Source organism: Ralstonia mojiangensis (assembly GCF_023955645.1).
Classification (GTDB): Bacteria; Pseudomonadota; Gammaproteobacteria; order Burkholderiales; family Burkholderiaceae; genus Ralstonia; species Ralstonia mojiangensis.
The window spans coordinates 734,397-755,753 of record NZ_JAMXHU010000005.1; the positions used below are offsets into that span (position 1 = coordinate 734,397).

The following is a 21,357-nucleotide window of genomic DNA, read 5'->3' on the forward strand; positions in this document are numbered from 1 at the left end:
CTCCTGCAAGCGTGGTGGGACACAAACCCCCAGCCGCGCCGGTGTCATTCGAATGCAGCTTGACATGTTACCGATCGGTACCTACCATCGCAACCACGTTGTTACCGACCGGTAACGAATGCGATATTGTCGCCCCAACAAGAATCGAAAGAATCGGACACCCCATGCAGCGACTTGCCCGCCTCATCGCCCCTCGTTTCCACTACAGCTGGCTTGCGCTGGCGGTGGTGTTCCTGATCCTGCTGTGCGCGGCCGGCACGCGCGCCACGCCCAGCGTGATGATGCTCCCGCTCGAGCACGAATTCGGCTGGAGCCGCAGCACGATCTCGCTGGCCATCTCCATCGGTATTGCGCTGTATGGGCTGACGGGGCCGTTTGCAGCGGCGTCGATGCAGTATTTCGGCATCCGCCCGACGGTGCTCGGCGCGCTGGCGGTGCTGATTTCCGGCACGGCGCTCTCGGCGATGATGCATGAGCCGTGGCAGATGGTGCTGCTGTGGGGCGTGATGGTGGGCGGCGGCACGGGTGTGGCCGCTATCACGCTGGGCGCAACGGTGGTCAATCGCTGGTTCACTTCGCATCGCGGCCTGGCCATGGGCATCCTGACGGCCAGTTCGGCCACAGGGCAGCTTGTGTTCCTGCCGATGATGGCCGCAGTGGTCGAGAGCTACGGCTGGCGCCCGGTGGTGCTGATCGTGGCCGGCGCGCTGGCGCTGCTGTTGCCGGTCGTGTGGCTGCTGCTGCCGGAATCGCCCAAGAGCGTCGGTCTGCGCACCTATGGCGAACCCGCCGATGCGCCGGAAGTCGATCAAGGCCCCCGCGCCAACCCCATCGTCCTCGCCATGCGAACGCTCGTGCAGGCTGCACGCAAGCGCGATTTCTGGCTCCTATTTGCCAGCTTCTTCATCTGCGGCGCGAGCACCAACGGCTACATCGGCACGCACTTCATCGCCATGTGCGCAGACCACGGCTTCTCTGAAGTAAAGGGCGCGAGCCTGCTCGCCGCGATGGGGATTTTTGACCTGGTGGGCACCACGCTATCGGGCTGGCTGTCCGACCGCTACAACAGCCGCGTTCTGCTGTTCTGGTACTACGGCCTGCGCGGGCTGTCGCTGATCTACCTGCCGTATGCGTTCGGCTTCGAGTTCTTCGGCCTGCCGGTGTTCGCGATCTTCTACGGCCTCGATTGGATTGCCACCGTGCCGCCCACCGTGCGCCTGACCAACGACGTGTTCGGCAAGGCCGCAGCGCCCATCGTGTTCGGCTGGATCGTCGCGGGGCATCAATTGGGCGCGGCATTCGCCACGCTGGGTGCGGGCATGATGCGCGCCTCGCTGGGCAACTACACGCTCGCTTCCATGATTTCGGGTGGGCTGTGCGTGGCTGGCGCCTTCCTGGTGCTGCGCATTCACCGCACGCCCAAGCAAGATGCCGAGCGCGCGGGCCAGCCAGCTACCGCGTAATCAAGGTTTCAGGAAACCGTACCTGGCCAGCACCGCCTGGCCGGCAGGCGACAGCACATACGCCACGAAGTCAGCCGCCGATTGCGGCTGCTTCGTGCCCGAGGTCACAGCGATCGGGTACGTAAGCGGTACATTCAGCGGCACGGGGCTCGCCACCTTCACCTTGTCGGCGGCGATGGCGGCATCGGTGGAGAACACTAGGCCGGCCTCGACCTCGCCGCGCGACACATAGTCCAGCGCCTGCCGCACGTTCTGCGCCAGCACCGCCTTGGCCTCCACCGGCTCCCACAGTTTGGCCGCTTCCAGCGCACGCTTGGCATAGCGGCCCACCGGCACCGACGCCGGATTGCCGATCGCCACACGTTTCACTTCGGGCCTCATCAGATCGGCCAGCGCATGCACGGGCACCGTGCCCGTGGCGGGCACGATCAGCACGAGCTGGTTGGCAACAAAGTCGTGGCGCGTATCGGCCTTGATGACTTTCTCGGCCACGGCCTTGTTCATGGCCTCCTGATCGGCGGAGGCAAAGACGTCTGCGGGGGCGCCCTTCACGATCTGCTGCATCAGCACGTCCGACGCGCCGAAGTTGAGCACGACCTTGGTATCCGGGTGCAGCACTTCGTACTGCTGCGCGATCGTCTTGAAGGCGTTGGTCAGGCTGGCGGCCGCCGAAACCACAAGGTCCGCCGCATGCGCGGGCGCTGCCAAGCCCAGCGACAACGCAGCGACCAGACCAATGGCGCGCACGTGCGTGCGCCGCGAGAAGCGTTGCATGAAGAACCCGGGAAAAGTGGATGAATGACCGGTCGTAATATACGAGTCGATATAACGCTCGGTCAATGCGCCACGACGTATGTCCGGTATCACCGATGCCGAACCGAGTCTTGCCACCTCGCTACCGCCCCGGACGCATCGGCGATTCATAAGCAAAACTCAAGATTCCTCAGGCTTGCGCAAAGGCGGCAATGACGATGCTAGCCTCTCGCTTACCGATATACGGGCGCCAGGACGGGGCCGGAATCGAGACACAAACAACAGCAGGCAGCGCACCAGTGGCTTGATCAAAGCCCCGGCATGCATGCCGCGTCTCCACGCAGAAGTACCGCGCAATGCGCCGGCCGTTCTCGTGGTTCGGGATATCTGAATTGGGGGAACAGGCATGGAGCCGCTCGCACCGGGCCACGCGCGCGTGGATCACCGACGTGGCCGCATCTCATTGCAGCATCTTGATGAAGGTCTGCAGCGCCGGCTGCGCGCAGGAATCAGCGCACTTGTCGGCCGCTCGCTCTATCAATGGGATGAAGTCCTGCCCGACCAGGCCGATGTTGTGGTGCTCGCTTCCGGGTCAGTCGATGCTGCCGCTGCAGCCCCCATCAAGATCTGGCTCGACGAGACACCACAATCCAGCCACGGCGACGACGCGTTCCACTTGCTATCTGCGTTCAGCATGCACGATCTCTGGGTGATCCTGGATCGCGTCGCGCTGCGTCTGATGGACAAACCCGCGCGTCCGAGCCCCGCTGCCGTCGAATCTCTCCCCACGCAAATCACTGAGGCGAGCCCCGAGCCGACCTACCGTCTGCTGCACTGGGTCACGCTCGAGATGCATCTGCAGGCGCTGCGTTTCCGGCGAGCGATGGCGACCATGACCAATCGCGCGGTCAGCCTGCGTTGGTTGACGACGGATGGCGGACTCGAACACGAAGAGGCCCGCCTGCTGCTGCGTACGCTGAACCGGCTTGGCGCCCTGCAGATCGACGTACACCGCGATGCCCCGTTGGCAACCGCGCCCGACAAGGCAAGCGTTGCCCACAGCCGCTTCTTCGACGTCGTCGGGCGCTGGCTGCGGACGTCTCGCCATCAACTACAGGGCCGGCCCTGAATGCATCGCATTGGCATCTTCGGCCCGATGGGCATCGGCAAGACCACGGCCATTCGCACGCTGTGCGGTGAGGTGACCATCGATTGCGACGTACCAAACCTTGATCGCCACGCATCTGCCAAGGCCACCACGACGGTTGGTGTCGACTTCGGCGAGGTCGACCTCGGTGATGGCGAACTGCTGCAGATCTACGGCAGCCCCGGACAGGACCGTTTCGATTTCCTGCGGGATTGGCTCATCTCGGTCATCGCCGGCGCGATCGTCATGGTTGACGTCAATGCCCCCGACGCGGGAGAGCGTTGCATCCCTCTGCTGCGTCGTATCGCCTCCGACCCTACGCTGCCATCCACCCTTGTGCTTGTGGCGCGGCCGGCCACGCCTGCTCAGGTCGATGCGTTCTCCGCCCAGCTCAGCCACATGCTCGGGCGGGCCATTCCGGTGGTGATGGCCGATGTCCGCGAGCGGGTACAGATGCTCGATATCGTCGAAATCATGCTCTACACCTTGCAAACATGAACGCAGCAGTGTCCCCCGTTCCAGCCGAACTCACACAAGCCGCAACCGCAGTGCTGAGCAGGTACGCCGATGCGCTACCCGACCTGTCCGCCGCGACGCTCTGTACGCTCGACGGCTTCACGATTGCCTCTGCGCTGGACCCAACGCGCTATAGCGCGGCGCGTCTCTCGGCCATGACGAGCACGGTCATGTCGGTGGTCCGTGCGCTGGGGCGCGAAGTGCGCTTCAACACCTGCCACCGGATGGTGCTCGAAACCGACATGGGGACCATGGTGTTCCAGCCCGTCCGCCAGTCCGCGATCGTGCAGGTGTGCATGGCGAACCGGCAGGATGCCGTGCTCGGGCGCGCCCTATGGGAGGCCAAGCGCATCGCAGAAGAACTCGCTGCGCTGCCCGCCATGTCTTTGCTGCACCGACCCGCCTAGCCGCACCAGCCGCGGTCGCACTGATTTCATCGCCACAACCTACTCACACCATCGGGGGAATCAAATCATGAGCAATCTCAACAGTTCCATTACCCATCTCGCAACCTTCGACGGTGCGATGTGCGCCATGCTGGTCGACAGCGCCAGCGGCATGATCCTCGCATCGGCAGGCGATGGAATCGACCTCGAACTCGCCGCAGCAGGCAATACCGAAGTGGTACGCGCCAAGCTCAAGACCATGCAGGCGCTCAAGCTCGACGACGTCATTGACGACATGCTGATTACGCTCAGCAAGCAGTACCACATCATTCGCCCCGTCGGGAGCAAGCCCGGACTGTTCCTCTACGTCGTGCTCGACAAGAACAAATCGAATTTGGCGCTGGCGCGGCGCAAGGTTCAGGAAATCGAACAGGCCCTGAGCTTTTGATCGGTCGCGTGCCTGCGGCACACCGCATCACTGATGCGGACGCGCGGCTTCGTCAATGCAATCTGCAAGCCGCCCTGCAATGGGCTGGCGGCTGTGGCGAGGGCGTTCGATCAGGCCGATCTCGCGGTAGAAGGTGTCGTCGCCCAGGCTGATGGCACGTGTGCCTGGCGGCCAGGTGGCTTGCGCGGCGGTCTGCGGGGCAAGTGCGACGCCCTGCCCGCGCGCCACGAGTTGCGTCATGCCTTGCAGCTCGTCGAGTTCGATCACGTCGTGCGTGGTGATGCGCTGGTCGCGCAGGAACTGGTCGACGCGGCGGCCGCCGAACGAGCGGCGGTCATAGCGGATGAACGGTTGATGCGCGAGCAGCGCGCGCCAGTCGTAGCCGGGCACGCTGGCGGGCACCAGCAGCACGAAGGGCTCGACCACCAGCGTGCGCCATTCCAGATCGGCCGGCACCGCAAACGGCGGGCGGATGAGCACGGCGAGGTCGATCTCGCCGGCATCCACCAGGCCGAGCAGGTCCAGCGAGACGCCCGGCACGATGCGCGCACGGCAATGCGGGAATTCGCTGCGAAACTGCACCAGCGCATCCACCAGAAACGACGTCTGCACGGAGGCAATCGCCCCGACGCGCACCAGGCCGCGCTGCTCGTTGCCGCCGGCCTGGTCGCCCAGACGGTCATACAGCGTGACGATGTGTTCGGCCAGCGCCAGCGCATCGCGCCCGGCGGCATTGAGTGTGGCCGAGCGGCCCGTGCGATCAAAGAGCGCGAAGCCGAGCGACGCTTCCAGACGCTGGATCTGCGCGCTCACCGCCGACTGCGTAAGGCCGATGCGATCGCCCGCGCCCGCAAAGGTGCCGTGCCGGGCAACGGCGATGAAGGTCTTGAGTTCTCGAAGCATGGAGCGCGCGCATCAGTGGAGAAGCGCAAGGATACGCGTGCCGCGCCGGCTCACTTGGCAAACAGCGACGCCATATTGGCAAACGCCTTCATCTCCATCGCGTTGCCCGACGGGTCGAGGAAGAACATCGTGGCCTGCTCGCCCACTTCACCCTTGAAGCGGATGTGCGGCTCGATGATGAACTCGATGCCGGCGGCACGCAGCTTGTCGGCTGCGGCTTCCCATTCGGGCATGGAAAGCACCACGCCGAAGTGGCGCACGGGCACGTTGTCGCCGTCGACGGCGCTGGTCTTGCGGTGGCCGATTTCGTCCGGCGCGAGGTGGGCAACGATCTGATGGCCGTAGAAATTGAAATCCACCCAATCCGGCGAACTGCGCCCCTCCGGGCAACCGAGGATGTCGCCGTAAAAGGCGCGCGCCGCGGCAATGTCGTGCACGGGAAAGGCGAGGTGGAATGGGGCAAGCACAGGCGTGACGTCGCTCATGGTGGGGGCAAAGGCGGCAGGGATTGAACAAGGCAGCACCGGCACGCAGGTGGGGGGCACCCACGCACCAGGCCACGCAGATGAGTCTATGCGCATCCATTCATCCACAAAAGCGATGATTTTTTGCGCTGAGCGCCATCAATATCGATGAATTGACCAAAAAAGACGCCGCTCAATGGCGGCGAAAGAGACACACGGTAGGCGCGTCTGCAGGGGTGCAGACACGCAAAACTTGGACGATTCAGGCGAAAACGAACGGCGTCATGACCGCTTCAACATCGGCCAGCGGCAGGCGCACGGTGCAGACGGTGGCATCGCCCGGCACATTCGCAACGCGAAAACCCGCATCGCGCGCCAGGCTGATCATGCGGCGGTTGATGGACAGCACCTCGCCGAAGACTTCACGCGCGCCGGACACCCGCGCCGCACGGACCAGCGTGGCAAACAAACGTCGCCCGACGCCCTTGCCCTGCCACGCATCGGCCACCAGCACTGCAAATTCGGCCACGCCGTCTTCCACGACGAAGCGGCCATCGGCGATCAGGTCTTCTCCGGTGCCGTCAGGGCGCGCCACGCTTACGACCAGCGCCATGTGGTTCACGTAATCGATTTGCGTGTAGGCGGCGAGCATCTCGTCGGTCAGCCGGCCGCCGCCCACCAGGAAGCGCGCATAGCGCGACTCGGACGACAGCCCCTCGACCAGGGCAGCCTCAAGGGGAGCGTCTTGCGGCAGAATCGGGCGCACGGTGGCGATGGAGCCGTCGTGCATGGTCCAGCGGTCGATCCATTCGGCGGGGTAACGGTGGATGGTGTAAAGCATGGGGATCTCCTCACGCGATGGATCGTTGTTATTGACCGCCAGCACGGGATCACCGCCTGACTTTCTAATTTGAAGCTAGATTAGCAGAAACCCTGACTTTTGCAAGTAAAGTCAGAATTGACTATGCTTTTGCCATGAGAATTCCGGAACCCTTCCCCGTCCCAGCGGCGTCGGAGCTTGTGACGTCGATGGAAGAGCCCTGCTCCATCGCGGCCGCCGTGTCGATCGTCGGCGAGAAATGGACGTTGCTCGTGTTGCGCGAGGCGTTCTCGGGCGTGACACGGTTTGACGAGTTTTTGCGCCGCACGGGGTGCTCGTCGGCGATCCTGTCGTCGCGGCTCAAGGCGCTGGTGACGTACGGCATCCTGCGCCGCGTGCCGTATCAGGAACCGGGCGACCGCGTGCGCGACGCCTACCGGCTCACGCGGGCGGGCGTCGACCTGCTGCCCGCCATCGTCGCGCTGATGCAATGGGGCGACCGCTACCTCACGCCCGACGGTGAGGGCCCCATGCTGTTGCGCGACCGCGAAAGCGGCACGCCGATCCACGTGGCACTCGTCAATGCGCTGGGCGAGCCGGTTGCGCCCAAGAACTCGATGCGCGAGCGCAATCCCCGTTATGGGCAGAGGGAAAGTGCTGCCGCCACGGCCGACGATACGCCGCCAGCCAACGGGTAACACACAACTTTACAGGCCCGGAAAAACGCCCTATCGTCGCGGATGAATGGGCAAATGGCCGCGTTTGGCCCGGCTTTCCAACGCATCCTGCGCCTTGCCCCATCGCTTGATGGCCGCCCCTCCTGATTTCGCCCTCGACCTCGCTGCTCACGCCCGGAACCACGACTGCCATGCCTGATGCCGTGGTACCGCTCTACCACCAGATCTACGTCGTTCTGCGCCAACAGATTCTTGAGGGCCGGTTCAGCGAAGGCCCGATGCCGGGCGAAATCGAGCTGGCCCGCCAGTTCGGCGCGTCGCGCGTCACGATGCGGCGCGTGTTCGACTACCTCGTCAAGGAAGGTCTGGTGCGCCGCCATCGCGGCATGGGCACGTTTGTCGTCAAACCCGATGACCCGTTGACGATGGGCGGCGGCGCCCAGACGCTGCTGCAGAACATCATCGACGTGGGCGAGCGCACCTCCGCCGTCGTCGTCGAATTTGAAGACGTGCTGGCCCCGCCCGACGAGGCCAAATGCCTGGAAATCGCACCCGGCACGCCGATCAAGAAACTCGTGCGCGTGCGCCATCTGGAAGACACGCCCATGGCGCTCATCACCACGTGGCTGCCGCTGGATGTGACAAGCAAGCTCACGCTGGACCGCCTGGCGAACCAGTCGCTCCTGCGGTTGATCGAGGGCTCGGGCGTGCGGATCGATCGGGCGTCGCAGGTGGTGTCTGCACGTTTGGCCGATGTGGCGACGGCGCAGTATCTGGATGTGTCGGTGGGTGCGCCGCTGCTGTCCGTTCAGCGCATCGTGCGCGAGATGAGCGGGCGGCCCGTGCAACTGCTGCAAGGCCTCTATCGACCCGACCGCTACGAATACCGCATGGAGCTCTCGCGCGTGGGCGAAGACCGCGCTCGCCTGTGGATCGACAACGCCGGCCATGACGTGCAGGGCGGCCACAGCGAAGACGTGGAAGAGGCGCCCACCTCAGCCCCTACCCCTGCCGGCCAGCGCGCCTGACACCACCGCCGGCAAGGTTATTGGCCGTCTGCAGGCCCGCATGAAAGTTGTTAGCATCGCCGCTTCGCTGCGATGCAGCAATTTCCTACAAGAGGTTTCCATGTCGACCTCGCCTGCGTCCCCAACGCCAGCCACCGCTACCACCACCCCTGCCGGACCTGACACCCAAGGGTTGATCCGCCTGCTCACGGCCGGTGCGGGCATCAGTGTGGCGTGCATCTATCTGAACCACCCGCTCCTGGGCCTGATCGGCCGCGACCTCGCCATCGCACCACACGCGTTGGGCGTCCTGCCCACGCTCACGGCGGCGGGCTACGCCAGCGGCATCTTTTTCTTCGGCCCGCTGGGTGACCGTTACGACCGCCGCATCGTCATCCTGTGGAAGGCGGTGCTGCTCACGCTGGCGCTCATCGCCAGTTGCCTTGCGCCTAGCCTGCCAGTGCTGGCTGCGGCAGGCTTTGCAGTGGGGCTGTCGGCCACCATCGCGCAGGACTTCGTGCCCAGCGCGGCCGCCATCAGCACCGATCAAAACCGCAACCGCAACATCGGCACGGTGATGACGGGGCTGCTGATCGGCATCGTCAGCTCACGCGTGTTCAGCGGCATCGTCGCGGACCACTTCGGCTGGCGCGCGGCATTCGGCGTGTCGGCGGTCGCGATTGTTGGCCTGGCGATTGCCGTGCGCGCCGCCCACTTTGGTGTGGCGCCGCCCGCGACCATGCGGAAACCGTACCTCACGCTGCTGCGCTCTCTTGGCACGCAGTTCGCCCAGCACCCGCGGCTGCGCGCGTCGGCCATCACGCAGGCGTTCATCGGCATTGCGTTCTCGGGCTTCTGGTCGACCGTGACACTGCATCTGACGGGTTCGCTCGGGCTGTCGACGGGTCAAGCAGGTCTGCTTGGTCTGGCCGGCGCAGCAGGCGCGCTGGGTGCGAGCATTGCCGGGCGATTGTCTGGCCGCGTTGCGCCAGGCCACATCGCAGCGGGTGGCGCGTTGCTCATGGCGGTGACGTTTGCAGCGATGGCGCTGTTCCCCCAATCGCTCATCGCCATCGTGATCGGCACGCTCGTCTTTGACGTGGGCGTGCAGGCAGCGCTCGTGTCGCACCAGACCATCATCTATGCGCTCGCACCCGAAGCGCGCAGCCGCATCAACGCGGTGTTCATGACGGCGCTGTTCATCGGCATGTCGTTGGGCGCATATGGCGCGAGCCTTGCGTGGACAAGCGCGCGCTGGACGGGACTGATGGCGTTCTGCACGGCGGCGGCGCTGGTGGCGCTCGGGCTGCGCGTGGTGTTCAACGCGCGGCAGGGGGCGCAGTAACAAGCGAGCCAGCAACGTTGCCGTCGTGATCATTTGTGAACTATAGTTTACAGATTGATATGCGGTCCCTAGCATGCCCGCATGCTGACAATCCGCACCACCACCGCGTTTGACACTTGGTTTTCGAAGCTGCGTGACAAGACTGCGCAGCGCCGCATCCAAGTACGGATCGACCGCTTGCAGCTCGGTAATCCCGGTGATGTGAAGCTCGTCCGTGATGGTGTCAGTGAACTACGCATCGACCACGGCCCCGGTTACCGCGTGTATTTCGCCCAGCGTGGCGCCGTGCTTGTCATCCTGCTGTGCGGCGGCGACAAGTCAACACAGGAAGCCGACATCCGGCGGGCGATTGACTTGTCGCGCTATCTCGACGTGGAGTGACCATGCCTACCGACAAACTCGTCAAAACCCGCCTGTGGGACTCCGCCGAGCATCTCAAGACAGAAGCGGACATGGTCGCGTATCTCGACGCTTGCCTGGAGGAGGCCGCCGACGATCCTGCCTTCATCACGCACGCTCTCGGCGTGGTGGCCCGTGCGCGCGGCATGACGCAGCTTGCGCGTGACACTGGCATGACGCGCGAGGGACTGTATAAAGCCTTATCCGAAGAAGGCAATCCCAGCTTTGCCACTGTGCTTAAAGTGATGCGCGCGTTGGGCATCCGCCTGCATGCGGTAGCGGTATAAACGGTCGACCGTACCCGTTTCTGCGTAACCTCAGCACGCCGGTTCCACACCTCCCGCAACACACCATCTCACCCATCGGGGCAACTCCGGGGCGCGACAATCTGCGACATGTCGCTACAATTCTGAGGGTCAGCTTAGGCTGCCCACAGAACAACCACACCGAGACGCCCTCATGGATAGCACTGCCACCCCGCACGCGGTTGACCCGCACGACACACGCCGCCGCATCTTTGCCATCGTCGGCGCGTCGTCGGGCAACCTCGTCGAATGGTTCGACTTTTACGTCTACGCGTTCAGCTCGCTGTACTTCGCGCCGGCGTTCTTCCCCAGCGGCGACCGCACGACGCAACTGCTGAACACGGCAGGCGTATTTGCGGCTGGCTTCCTGATGCGACCGATTGGCGGCTGGCTATTCGGCCGCATTGCCGACAAGCGTGGCCGGCGCACGGCAATGATGATCTCGGTGCTGATGATGTGCGGCGGCTCGCTGCTGATCGCGGTACTGCCGACGTACGCGCAGATCGGTGCGCTGGCCCCGTTCCTGCTGCTCGTGGCACGGCTCTTCCAGGGCCTGTCGGTAGGCGGGGAATACGGCACCAGCGCAACCTACATGAGCGAGGTAGCGCTGAAGGGTCGGCGCGGCTTCTTTGCCTCGTTCCAGTATGTGACGCTGATCGGCGGCCAGTTGTGCGCGGTGCTCGTGCTGGTGATCCTGCAACAACTGCTGACGACGGCCGAGCTGAAAGCCTGGGGCTGGCGGATTCCATTTGTGGTGGGCGCGCTGACTGCGCTGATCGCCCTGTACCTGCGTAAATCGCTGCACGAAACGCAGACCACCTCGGCGCGCAAGGCCGAGCACGCGGGCACGATCCGCGGCGCCTGGCAGCACAAGGGGGCGTTCCTGCGTGTGCTCGGCTTTACCGCCGGCGGCTCGCTGATCTTCTACACGTTCACGACGTACATGCAGAAGTACCTCGTCAACACGGCGCACATGGACACCAAGACTGCCTCCAACGTGATGACGGGAGCGCTGTTCGTCTACATGGTGCTGCAGCCGGTGTTTGGCGCGCTGTCCGATCGCATCGGCCGACGTAATTCGATGCTGCTGTTCGGGGCCCTTTCTGTGCTGGGCACGGTGCCGCTCATGAAGGCACTCGCCACGGTGTCGACCCCGCTCGCGGCGTTTGGTCTCATCACCCTGGCGCTGGCCATCGTCAGCTTCTATACGTCGATCAGCGGGCTGATCAAGGCCGAGATGTTCCCTCCGGAAGTGCGCGCAATGGGCGTCGGCCTGTCGTATGCGATCGCCAACGCGGTGTTCGGTGGCTCTGCGGAATACGTGGCGCTGTGGTTCAAGCAGGCTGGCACCGAATCGACGTTCTACTGGTACGTGACGGCGCTGTGCGCGGTGTCTTTCGTCGTGACGTACTTCATGCCAGACCCGAGCAAGGAAGGGTATCTGCGCCACGAGCCTTAATCGCGGCCCGCGCTTCAACCACAAGCCCTTACCGCGACCACCGATGCCTCAAACGGCGGTCGCGGCCGAGCTTTCTGCATCAGCGTCCGACTAACTCAGCACGCCAAACGCAGCAGCAACCAGGCGACGCTGCTCCGCTTGATGCGCGCGCACCGACGCATGCGCGCCCGACGGCGTTGCGCTGCGGCACACATTGGCCAGTCGGCTCCCCTCCGGTAGACACGCCTCCAGCGCGTCGCGCACGAAGCGCCATGCGCCCTGGTTGGCGTCCTCCTCCTGCGCCCAGACGATTTCCTTCAGGTTCGGGAATGCCCGTAGCGCAGCCACAAGTGGCTCCTGCGGAAACGGGTAGAGCTGCTCAACGCGCACCAACGCCACATCTGCGCAGGCATCGCGCTCGCGCTGCGCATGCAGTTCGTAGAAGAACTTGCCACTGCACAGCACCACACGCGTGATGGTTTGCGTGTCGGTCACCCAGGCATCGGCCAGCACCGACATGAAGCACCCGTCGATCACCTCCTGCAAGCGCGAATGCGAACGCCCGTTGCCGTGCAGTTCCGTCTTGGGCGACATAACGATCAGCGGCTTGGGCGTTGCCAGCGTGGCTTGGTCGCGCAGCAAATGGAACCACTGGCCCGACGTCGACGGCATGACCACGCGCATGTTGTCATCCGCGCAAAGCTGGAGAAAGCGCCCCAGGAATCCGCTGGAATGTTCCGGCCCGACACCCTCGTGGCCGTGCGGCAGCAACATCGCCAATGCAGACTGGCAACCCCACTTGTATTCACCCGAAGCGATGTACTGGTCGATAAAGACCTGGGCGCCGTTGACGAAGTCGCCGAACTGCGCCTCCCACAGCGTGAGCCGTGTACGGGCCTGTACGCTGTAGCCGTACTCGAAGCCCAACGCAGCTTCTTCCGACAACGGTGAGTTGACGATATCGAATGCGCCCTGGCACGACGCCACGTGCTGCAGCGGAACGTATCGGTCGCCGCCGTCGGACAGCATCGCCTGCGAGTGCCACACCGCATGTCGATGCATGAACGTGCCGCGCCCGACATCCATGCCGGACAACCGGATACCGTGCCCGTCTTCCAGCAGCGTGGCATGGGCGAGGTTTTCAGCCAGACACCAGTCGACCGGATTCTCGTCGCTCGATACTGCGGCACGCCAGCGCTCGCAAAGCCCGCGCACGACATCGTGCAGGAGCACGCCGTCGGGCGGTGTGGTGAGTGTCTGCGTCAATGCCCGTGCGCGCTGCAACGACAACGGCTGAAGCTGGCGGCGCGCAGCGCTGTGCAGCGGGGAAACGTCAGCCGCATGCGGCGCCGTGCCAGGGGCTGCCTGCAAATCGCGCACGGCGGCTTCACGCAGATCCGCCAGGCGCATCGATTCCGCACTGGCAGCGTGATACAGCTCGGTCACCGTCGGGTGCGCGGCAATGGCCGCGTGCAGCGCGGGCTGCGTCACGGAAGGCGTGTCGTGCTCCGAGTGCCCAAGGCGGCGGTAACCAATCAGATCAATGACGATATCGGCGCCATGCTCCATGCGATACGCAATGGCAATGCGTGCGGCACGCAAGACGGCTTCGGGGTCGTCCGCGTTGACGTGGAGTACCGGCGCATCAACCATGCGCGTGACGTCGGTGCAGTAGTCGTTGGCACGCACGTCCATCACGTTGGGTGTCGTAAAGCCGATCTGGTTATTGACGATCACGTGCACGACGCCACCCGTCGTATAGCCGCTGCGGCGGGTCAGGTTCAGGGTCTCCATGACAACGCCTTGCCCCGCGAACGCGGCATCGCCATGCACCATCACCGGCAGGCACGGTGTGCCGGGGTGCTCGTCCACATGCGCGCGCGCCATGCCGCAGACGACCGGGTACAGGCTCTGCAGATGCGAGGGATTGGGTGCCAGCACCAGCGTGACCTCATCGTCGGCAACCATCCGGCGCGCAACGCCACCAAGGTGATACGGCAGATCCCGCTGGCTGAAAGCGACTTCCGAATCCGGATCGAGCCGATCGAGCATGCCCCGCGCATCTACGCCCATCACGTTGACGAGCGTGTTCAAGCGCCCGCGATGCGGCAAGCCGAGAAATACGTGCCGCACGCCATGTCCGGCGCCCGCCTCAACCAGCGTATCGAGCAGCGGCACCAGGCTCTCGCAGCCCTCAAGAGAGAAGCGCTTGGCATGCGCGAACGTGCCGGCAGCAAGACGTTCCCACACCTCTGCCGCCACCAGCCGGCGCAGCAGCCAACGCTTCTGGTCCGGGGCAAGCGGCGGCGCCAGCAGTTCTGCCTCCATGCGCGCGTAGAGCCACGCACGGCGCTGGCGCTTGCGCACGCTGCTGCAATCGAGGCCGATCGTTCCGCAGTACACGCGCTTGAGCTGCCATTCGAGCTCCTGCATCGTCGTCGCTGTGGGCAGGACCGTGCTTGCCGGCTCGCGCTTCTGCGCAGCGTCCAGGCCGTGAAACCGCAGGCGAAGCTCGGGCACTTCGGGCAGCGGCACGCGGGCGAGCGGGTCCAGACGCGCGCGGCGATGTCCATGCTCACGATAGGCTTCGATCAACTGCGTGACAGGGGTGGTTGGGGGCGCCGCCGCGGCAGTGCCGGGCAGCGTGTCAGATGGGTCAAACGCTGCGGCCGAATCCGGGGCGGCCATTTGAGGAGCGTGCGAAGACATGGTTGTTCAGGAGATAAGAGACACCGTGGGTTGACCCCGCCATCGGCACTCCGGCGCACGCGCGCGCAATCCCCCGACCAGCACAGCGGTTGCGCAGCAGACACCTGTTCGGCAAATGGCGGGACCGTTCGAAACGCCAAGGCAGGCGCTACGTCGATTCCTTCTGTGACGAGCCGTCTGGTGACGGCCCGTGCCTCCTCCGTTGGACTGCTGACTGCAACATCACTGCGACAACAACGACAACGACGAGTTACGAAAGTGTTTGTGTTCGCGCCCAGCCAGCGTGTGCCAGGGGAGCTGCGTCGGCCTGCGTGCCATGCGCGGGGCCCTGCATGTCGCCATGCAGCGTGAAGGCGCTGACCATATCGGCCAGCTGATCGGCCTGGTCTTGCAGCGCCTGCGCCGATGTCGCGCTTTCCTCCACCAGCGACGCGTTTTCCTGCGTGACCTTGTCCATCTGCGTGATGGCCTCGTTGATCTGCTCGATGCCTTCGCTCTGCTCGCGGCTCGATGCGCTGATCTCGGAAACGATGTTCGTCACGTTCTGGATACCCGCCACCACGTCGCGAATGATCTGGCCGGCCTCTTCCACCTTGGCGGTGCCGGTGCCGACATGGCTGACCGAGTCTTCGATCAACGCCTTGATCTCCTTGGCCGCTGCCGCGCTACGCTGCGCCAGGCTGCGCACCTCGCCGGCCACCACGGCAAAGCCCCGGCCCTGCTCGCCGGCCCGGGCAGCTTCCACCGCGGCATTGAGCGCGAGGATGTTCGTCTGAAACGCGATGCTGTCGATCACGCCGATGATGTCGACGATCTTGCGTGACGACGCATTGATGGTGCTCATGGTTTCGATCGCCTCGCCAACGGCATCGCCGCCCTTGCTAGCCACCAGCGATGCATTGGATGCCAGCCGGCTGGCTTCATGCGCGTTGTCGGCGTTCTGCTTGACGGTGGAGGTGAGCTGCTCCATGGCCGCCGCCGTTTCTTCCAGCGAGCTGGCCTGTTGCTCGGTCCGGCTGGAGAGATCGATATTGCCGCTGGCCACCTCGCGCGATGCACGCGCGATGGTGTCCGTACCGCCTCGCACACGGCCGACGATGCCATGCAGGTTCTCGGTCATGCGCTTGAGCGCGGCCAGCAGGCGGCCGATCTCGTCTTGCGCGCCGACCTCCAGACGATGCGTCAGATCGCCCTGCGCCACGGCTTCGGCCAGGTGCAGCGCACGGTTGATCGGGCCGGTGATCGTGCGGGTGATGAACGCGCCCGTGGCAATGGCAAGCAAGGTCGCCAGCACGGCAAGCACGATCATCTGAATCTTCGCGTTGGCGCCTTGCTCGGCGGCTTCGCCGACGTCGTGCTCCATCTCGCTGGCCTGGCGGTCCACCATCTTGTCGACCAGCACGTAGTACTGGTCTTGCAGGCGGCTCATGTCACCCTGGTACAGAACGCGTGCATCTTCGGGCTTGTTGGCATCGACCAGCTCGAAGAACTTGCGCACGCTGGCACCGTAAGCCGATCGCGCGTCGAACTGTTCCTTGAAGAGCGCCTTGCCCGCATCGGTCTTCAGCATCTTCTCCAGCCGCCCATACGCTTGTCCGTTGGCTTGGCGGATGGCCGCGTAGTCGCTCATGTACTTCGCTTTCTGGTCGGCTGACGTTGCCAGCAGCAGATTGCTGAGGATCCCGTTGGCCTTGTAGCCGTTGTTCTTGATCTGATTGCTCAGCGCGATGAGCGAATAACGCTCGCTGACGATCCGGCCCATCTTCGTGTTGTTGTCGTCCAGCCGTTGGATGCCGACCGCGGCAGTCCCGATCAGCAGCGCCACGACAAGTGCGAACGCTGCACCGAGGCGCACCCCGATCTTCATATCCGAGAGTCTCATTTGCTTCATTCCTGTTTCAGCGGCGTCAGAGAGAGACGTCATGACCTGCGCAACGCCATCGCCGGGGCCAACTGGCGATGCGCTCAGGTGCATGCGTTGAAGCAGGAGAATCTTGAAGACAGGTGCGGCTGTCGTTGACCGATCTTCAAAGCCGTCGCGCTGCAAGATTGCCCAGGCTGCTTCGACGGAAAATGACGGCAACACACAAGGAATCTTGAATGCGACACAGATGCCGCAGCGCGCTTCAAACCTGTGCATGCGACCGCGTGCACACGTTGCCGCTCATGAGCCGTATGGCGCCAGGACTGGCGTGGCGGCACATCTGATCAAAACGAAGCGAATGAAGGCGCACCAGATTTGAGCTTTTTTGAATCTTGGCGGCGCAAAAACTTCCGATCTGAAATTATTTTAAGTCTCGTATGCAGATGGGATCAGCGTGGTTATCGAGCTGCGATCTGCTGCGCGCGTTGAATTCGAACGCCTGGCCGTGCGTCAGCTCGGACACACATTCCTGGAGCGTCTAAACCGCAGCCTGGCCGCCAAACCGTTGGCGAATCAGCTCCGGCGCATACCGATAGTTCCAGCGCAACTCGGCACCGGCGGCCACGCGCTCCGTCGCAAAGAAGGCGCGAATGGAAAAGCGTCGTCCGCAACGTGACGTCGCCTCAAACACCGCGGCCTCCATGTTGTAGCCGGACTCCGCCTGCCGATCGGCTTCTCCACGCTCGTAGGTAAAGAGGGTATTGGCCATCGCCAGGATGTTTTCACCGTCGACCCACGAATCGATACCGCCGGTGCTGGTGCTCAGCACGAACGAATCGTCCAGGCACGTGTAATAAGTGGCGGGCGTCAGAAGCCGGCCGCCGTAGACGCCGAGGCATTCGCCCACGGCTATGTCCCGCGCGGCAAATACGCCGCGCTCGCCAATGAGCGCTTCCTCGCGCATGTCGCGTAGATCAGCGCGTAGCAGCCGCCGGCACACAAGCGTGTGTTGGTACAGCGCGCCACGCACCCTGGGCGCCACATCGGCCTGCAGATACGGCCATACGGCGTCAGCCGGGTAACGCTCGAAGCGGTCTCTGGCGCGCCCGGTCGGCTCCAGCGTGGTGATGAGAATGGGCTGCTCCATTTCATCGCGAAACGGATAGCGCTGATCGACGTCGGGCGAATACGTGAGTCGCGCAATGGCATGCGCCTGCTTGAATGCCTGCGTCTCTTCTCGAAAAGCCTGAGCGCACTTCAGGACGGCGAGGTCGTCCGGTTCTTCGGACACCAATTCCAGAATTTCGGAGCGCAGCGCCTGAGCGACTTCGTAAAAGCGTTCGTGCCGCGCTGCGAGTCCGCTCGTCTCGGCCGCCCGTTGGAGCGACAAGCGAATACGATCGACCAGCGCATCGGCAAAGCAAGACGTTGAGGACAGCATAAGCACCACGGCGGAAGAACGAGTCACGTACGGCGATAACCATAGCGGGCGACCGCTGCACGGCGGTGCCACAGGGCGAAACGAGCCGTTGCGAGGCGAAGCGGGTCTCGCCAATCGAATTCCTTTCGCAACAGAAAAAGCTCGTCCGATCTGTCACAGCGTTGAGCTGTGCCGAATAACTGCGTCAAGTGGCGCGGAAGAAATCCACCCCCTACTTCAGAGGGGAAACGTGGCACGGTTCCTGCGTAATCAGTGCTCGTCTCACGACAATAAAAATACGGGTGGGGTATGAACGAGAAGCGAATCCCGTCGATCGCGCTAGCGAAATGCGAGCGCCAGTTCGGCATGGGTGTTGTACTGAAACCGCGCGCAAACCGGGGGGCGCATCCGCGCTCAACCCCTTCTTTCCAGCCACATCGCGGTACAGCCTTGACCACAGCTGCGGCGGCCTGCTCGACCGCATGTGCATCCCTCGTGCCGCTTTGAGCCCCAAGCACATCGCGTTGCCCGTAAACGTCTGCTTACCGGAGCACGCTTAGCCGTCGGGTCCACCCGTTTCTGCGACGCCGCAAAACGCCTTGCGCAGACGTGTTTTGTTCCACGTCATTCCAGACCTGCGCCGCACGGTGACAGCGCTGTCCCTCATGACGCCCTTGCCTCCTACCTGGTTCCGCCTCCCTGGCCTGGCTGCCGTGCTGATCGGACTGTCGATGGCACAGCAGGCGCATGCCATGGCGACTGACGAGCCCCAGCGATTGCATATCGAGCGATCGACGCTCGAGCATGTCCTGATGGAAATCACGCGGTTGAGCGGCCAGCCGGTGTCATTCGCATCCAGTCTCGTGAAAGACCGCTGGGCGGGCCCCATCGACGGCACGATGACAGCAGCAGACGCTGCCCGGCTGGCGCTGCAAAACAGCGGGCTCGCGCTCTCCGTGCTGCCCGACGGCACGCTCACCGTCGTGGAGGCTGGCAACGCTGGCACCCCAGACGCGCAGCCGCGCGACATCGGCGCGCTGCCACCATCGGAAGTCCATGGCGTTGGCGACACAGGGTTCGCGGTGCTCTCCAGCAGTGCCATCACCCGCGTTGAAATGCCGATGACGAGCATGACGCACGCCGTCAATACGGTCACGCGCGGGCTGCTGGCCAGCCAACAGCCGACCTCTTTGAATGCGGCACTGGCACAGGCCGGCGTGGCATCGGTATTGGCTGACCCGACAGCACCGCCGCTCTACGCCATCCGCGGCTACTTGACCAACACAATTTCGGTGGATGGGTTGCCCGACAAGCTCGCCTCGCTGCGGCCGGTAGACGCACTGGAAGAGATCGACGTCATCAAAGGGCCGAATGCAGACGTGGCGAGCGTCACCATGGCTGGCGGCGCCATCAATGCCAGCCTGAAGGCGCCGACCGTCGCCGCGCAGCGCAGCGTCGCCATGGAGATCAGCTCGCACACCGGGCGCAAGGCGGTAGCCGACCTGGCCGGCGCCATCGGGGCCAACGGATTGGCTTACCGCATGGTCGCGCTCAAGGACACGACGGCCGACAGCGACGCCGGATACGCGGGCCATCGCGTCAGCTATGTCCACGCCGCGCTGGGCTGGAACGACAGCGCAACAAGCATTACCGCCGGCATCGAATCGCTCACCAGCCGGCAGCCCGTGCCGCCCGCCACGTTCGCGCTGGGCGGCGCACCTTCCCGCGTGCCCATGCAGCTTCCCTTCGGCAACGTAGACGACCGCGTGGAAGGCAGCGGCACGCGGGTCTACTACACGGCCTCGCGCAACCTGAGCGATGACTGGGCCATCCATTCGCGGGCGAGCTATGAATCTGTAAGAGAGGAATCCGCCCAGTGGGACCTCGGCTCGGCCTCGTCGTATAACGCCACGCCCAACAACACGATCTGCGGGTTGCGCCAAACAGAGAGCCACCTCTGGGCCATGTCGAACGAGCTGACGGGCAGCCTGTCGCACAACGCGGTGCGCCACACATTCACCCTCGGCTGGGAAGAGATCCAGGAGCGGCAAAACCTGACCAAGCCGGGGTTCATTGCACAAGTCACGCAAGACCCGTTTGCGCCCGTACCCCTGCCGGAGGCAACGTTCGTTCCGGGCAACCGGTTGTCGCAAACGTTGCGGCAATCGATCTTCCGGCTGCGTGACCACATCTCCATTGGCGACAGGTGGGAGGTGTCTGGGTCCATCCGCGCAAACAACTACGTCGCCCTGCTGCCCCATATGGAATTGCGGGGGGTGGCCTGGACGCCTGCCGTCGGCGTGCTCTATAAGCTCACCCCCAGCACGGCATGGTTTGCCGACTACATGCGCGGCTTCCAGATCAACACCGGTTACTTCTATGACGGCACCGGCACACAACCCGAGCACAGCCGCCAGGTCGAAACCGGCCTGCGGTGGGAAAACGCCCACCACACGCTGACGGCACAGGCTGCGCTCTATCGCATCGATGCCAAGAACGTGAGCCTGGCCGACGTATCGCACCCGGGCTACTACACGCAACTGGCCGAACAAACCAACCAGGGCGTGGAACTGTCGATGCAGGGCACGGTGGCGCGCGGCTGGGAGGCCTCGTTGTGGTTGTCGGCCTCTCGTATGTCGGCAAGGCTACCGGGCGGTTACGTACCGGGCGTGCCAGCCCGGAACGCCGCGCTCTGGACGACGTACACCATACAAAGCGGCGTGCTCGCAGGTGCCGGCGTGGGGCTTGGCATCAGCGCGCAAGGCCGAGCCGATGCCCATGGTGACGTCTCGTTTCGGGTGCCCGGCGCCGTGCGCGTCGACAGCAGCCTCTTCTGGCACCAAAAGCGCTGGCGCATCGACGTCTTTGCCCGCAACCTCTTCAACGTGCGCACGTACGGCAACACGCTCAGCAGCAGCTACATCCCGATCCTGCCCGGCCGCACGCTGGCGCTGCGCGTCACGCACAACTTCTGAAACCCACTGTCGATTGGTCCGCCGCATGCCCTGACACGGCGGCGCGCGCGTGAGTTTGCCTCCTCACACATCCCTCTGGGCTGCAATTTCGTCTCGGTGATCAGCGCTTCGGCCTCGGTGCATCGGCTGATGGCCGACATTCCCTAACGTTCCACCAAAGTCGCCCGACATGCCATTTCGCTTTGCGATCGGCGTGCCGGCACGCGGCTGCCCAGGGCTGCGCGGCCCGGCACGGGCAGAACGCGCAGGGCCATGCCGGCCCCGCGACCCGAACCGGAATCGGAAGCGATTGCCGCACCGCCGTTTCTCTGCAGACGT

General features: G+C 64.2%; 19 protein-coding genes. 12 read left to right on the plus strand and 7 right to left on the minus strand.

Annotated elements, in window-relative coordinates; genetic code table 11:
* The first annotated feature begins 164 nt into the window (after positions 1–164).
* Positions 165–1,463, plus strand: coding sequence for an MFS transporter (locus NG898_RS23670; RefSeq protein ID WP_252694707.1), 1,299 nt, complete (start codon positions 165–167; stop codon positions 1,461–1,463).
* Here NG898_RS23670 and modA read toward each other — a convergent pair whose 3' ends face one another.
* Complete coding sequence (gene modA, locus NG898_RS23675) at positions 1,464–2,237, minus strand: molybdate ABC transporter substrate-binding protein (protein WP_252694708.1); 774 nt, start codon at positions 2,235–2,237, stop codon at positions 1,464–1,466.
* A gap of 385 nt (positions 2,238–2,622) precedes the next feature.
* Between modA and NG898_RS23680 the strand changes: the two genes are divergently transcribed.
* From NG898_RS23680 to NG898_RS23695, 4 genes are all read left to right on the plus strand, one after another.
* A complete protein-coding gene (locus tag NG898_RS23680) occupies positions 2,623–3,345 on the plus strand; it encodes a hypothetical protein (protein ID WP_252694709.1) in 723 nt (240 codons plus the stop codon).
* Positions 3,346–3,861: a GTP-binding protein gene (locus NG898_RS23685; protein WP_252694710.1), complete on the plus strand. Its 516-nt coding sequence runs from the start codon at positions 3,346–3,348 to the stop codon at positions 3,859–3,861.
* Complete coding sequence (locus NG898_RS23690; protein WP_252694711.1) at positions 3,858–4,286, plus strand: roadblock/LC7 domain-containing protein; 429 nt, start codon at positions 3,858–3,860, stop codon at positions 4,284–4,286. Before NG898_RS23685 ends, NG898_RS23690 begins: the two co-directional genes overlap by 4 nt.
* A gap of 67 nt (positions 4,287–4,353) precedes the next feature.
* Positions 4,354–4,713, plus strand: coding sequence for a hypothetical protein (locus NG898_RS23695; RefSeq protein ID WP_092974646.1), 360 nt, complete (start codon positions 4,354–4,356; stop codon positions 4,711–4,713).
* Between the two features lie 27 nt (positions 4,714–4,740).
* On the opposite strand, the gene NG898_RS23700 is transcribed toward NG898_RS23695, so the two are convergent.
* From NG898_RS23700 to NG898_RS23710, 3 genes are all read right to left on the minus strand, one after another.
* Positions 4,741–5,616, minus strand: a complete 876-nt coding sequence (locus NG898_RS23700; protein WP_252694712.1) for a LysR family transcriptional regulator — start codon at positions 5,614–5,616, stop codon at positions 4,741–4,743.
* 50 nt (positions 5,617–5,666) lie between these two features.
* Positions 5,667–6,101: a VOC family protein gene (locus tag NG898_RS23705; RefSeq protein ID WP_252694713.1), complete on the minus strand. Its 435-nt coding sequence runs from the start codon at positions 6,099–6,101 to the stop codon at positions 5,667–5,669.
* A 241-nt stretch (positions 6,102–6,342) separates the two neighbouring features.
* Positions 6,343–6,921, minus strand: a complete 579-nt coding sequence (locus tag NG898_RS23710) for a GNAT family N-acetyltransferase (RefSeq protein WP_252694714.1) — start codon at positions 6,919–6,921, stop codon at positions 6,343–6,345.
* 134 nt (positions 6,922–7,055) lie between these two features.
* Here NG898_RS23710 and NG898_RS23715 point away from each other — a divergent pair, with 134 nt between their 5' ends.
* The 6 genes from NG898_RS23715 to NG898_RS23740 all read left to right on the plus strand — a co-directional run bounded on the left by NG898_RS23715 (position 7,056) and on the right by NG898_RS23740 (position 12,092).
* Positions 7,056–7,598 (plus strand): winged helix-turn-helix transcriptional regulator, encoded by a 543-nt coding sequence (locus tag NG898_RS23715; RefSeq protein ID WP_252694715.1) that lies wholly within the window; start codon positions 7,056–7,058, stop codon positions 7,596–7,598.
* A gap of 170 nt (positions 7,599–7,768) precedes the next feature.
* On the plus strand, positions 7,769–8,605 hold the full coding sequence (locus NG898_RS23720; RefSeq protein ID WP_252694716.1) for a GntR family transcriptional regulator: 837 nt from the start codon (positions 7,769–7,771) through the stop codon (positions 8,603–8,605).
* A gap of 100 nt (positions 8,606–8,705) precedes the next feature.
* A complete protein-coding gene (locus NG898_RS23725) occupies positions 8,706–9,929 on the plus strand; it encodes an MFS transporter (RefSeq protein WP_252694717.1) in 1,224 nt (407 codons plus the stop codon).
* Between the two features lie 81 nt (positions 9,930–10,010).
* Positions 10,011–10,310 (plus strand): type II toxin-antitoxin system RelE/ParE family toxin, encoded by a 300-nt coding sequence (locus NG898_RS23730; RefSeq protein WP_252694718.1) that lies wholly within the window; start codon positions 10,011–10,013, stop codon positions 10,308–10,310.
* A 2-nt stretch (positions 10,311–10,312) separates the two neighbouring features.
* A complete protein-coding gene (locus NG898_RS23735) occupies positions 10,313–10,615 on the plus strand; it encodes an addiction module antidote protein (RefSeq protein WP_252694719.1) in 303 nt (100 codons plus the stop codon).
* Positions 10,616–10,787: 172 nt separating this feature from the next.
* Positions 10,788–12,092: an MFS family transporter gene (locus NG898_RS23740; RefSeq protein ID WP_252694720.1), complete on the plus strand. Its 1,305-nt coding sequence runs from the start codon at positions 10,788–10,790 to the stop codon at positions 12,090–12,092.
* Between the two features lie 90 nt (positions 12,093–12,182).
* Here NG898_RS23740 and NG898_RS23745 read toward each other — a convergent pair whose 3' ends face one another.
* The 3 genes from NG898_RS23745 to NG898_RS23755 all read right to left on the minus strand — a co-directional run bounded on the left by NG898_RS23745 (position 12,183) and on the right by NG898_RS23755 (position 18,112).
* Positions 12,183–14,780 carry a 2-oxoglutarate dehydrogenase E1 component gene (locus NG898_RS23745; protein WP_252694721.1) on the minus strand — a complete coding sequence of 866 codons (2,598 nt, stop codon included), beginning with the start codon at positions 14,778–14,780 and terminating at the stop codon, positions 12,183–12,185.
* A gap of 250 nt (positions 14,781–15,030) precedes the next feature.
* Positions 15,031–16,662, minus strand: a complete 1,632-nt coding sequence (locus NG898_RS23750; protein ID WP_252694722.1) for a methyl-accepting chemotaxis protein — start codon at positions 16,660–16,662, stop codon at positions 15,031–15,033.
* A 520-nt stretch (positions 16,663–17,182) separates the two neighbouring features.
* Positions 17,183–18,112 (minus strand): SET domain-containing protein, encoded by a 930-nt coding sequence (locus NG898_RS23755; protein WP_252694723.1) that lies wholly within the window; start codon positions 18,110–18,112, stop codon positions 17,183–17,185.
* A 566-nt stretch (positions 18,113–18,678) separates the two neighbouring features.
* On the opposite strand from NG898_RS23755, the gene NG898_RS23760 reads away from it, so the two are divergent.
* Positions 18,679–21,039, plus strand: a complete 2,361-nt coding sequence (locus tag NG898_RS23760; RefSeq protein WP_252694724.1) for a TonB-dependent siderophore receptor — start codon at positions 18,679–18,681, stop codon at positions 21,037–21,039.
* The last annotated feature ends 318 nt before the right edge of the window (positions 21,040–21,357 follow it).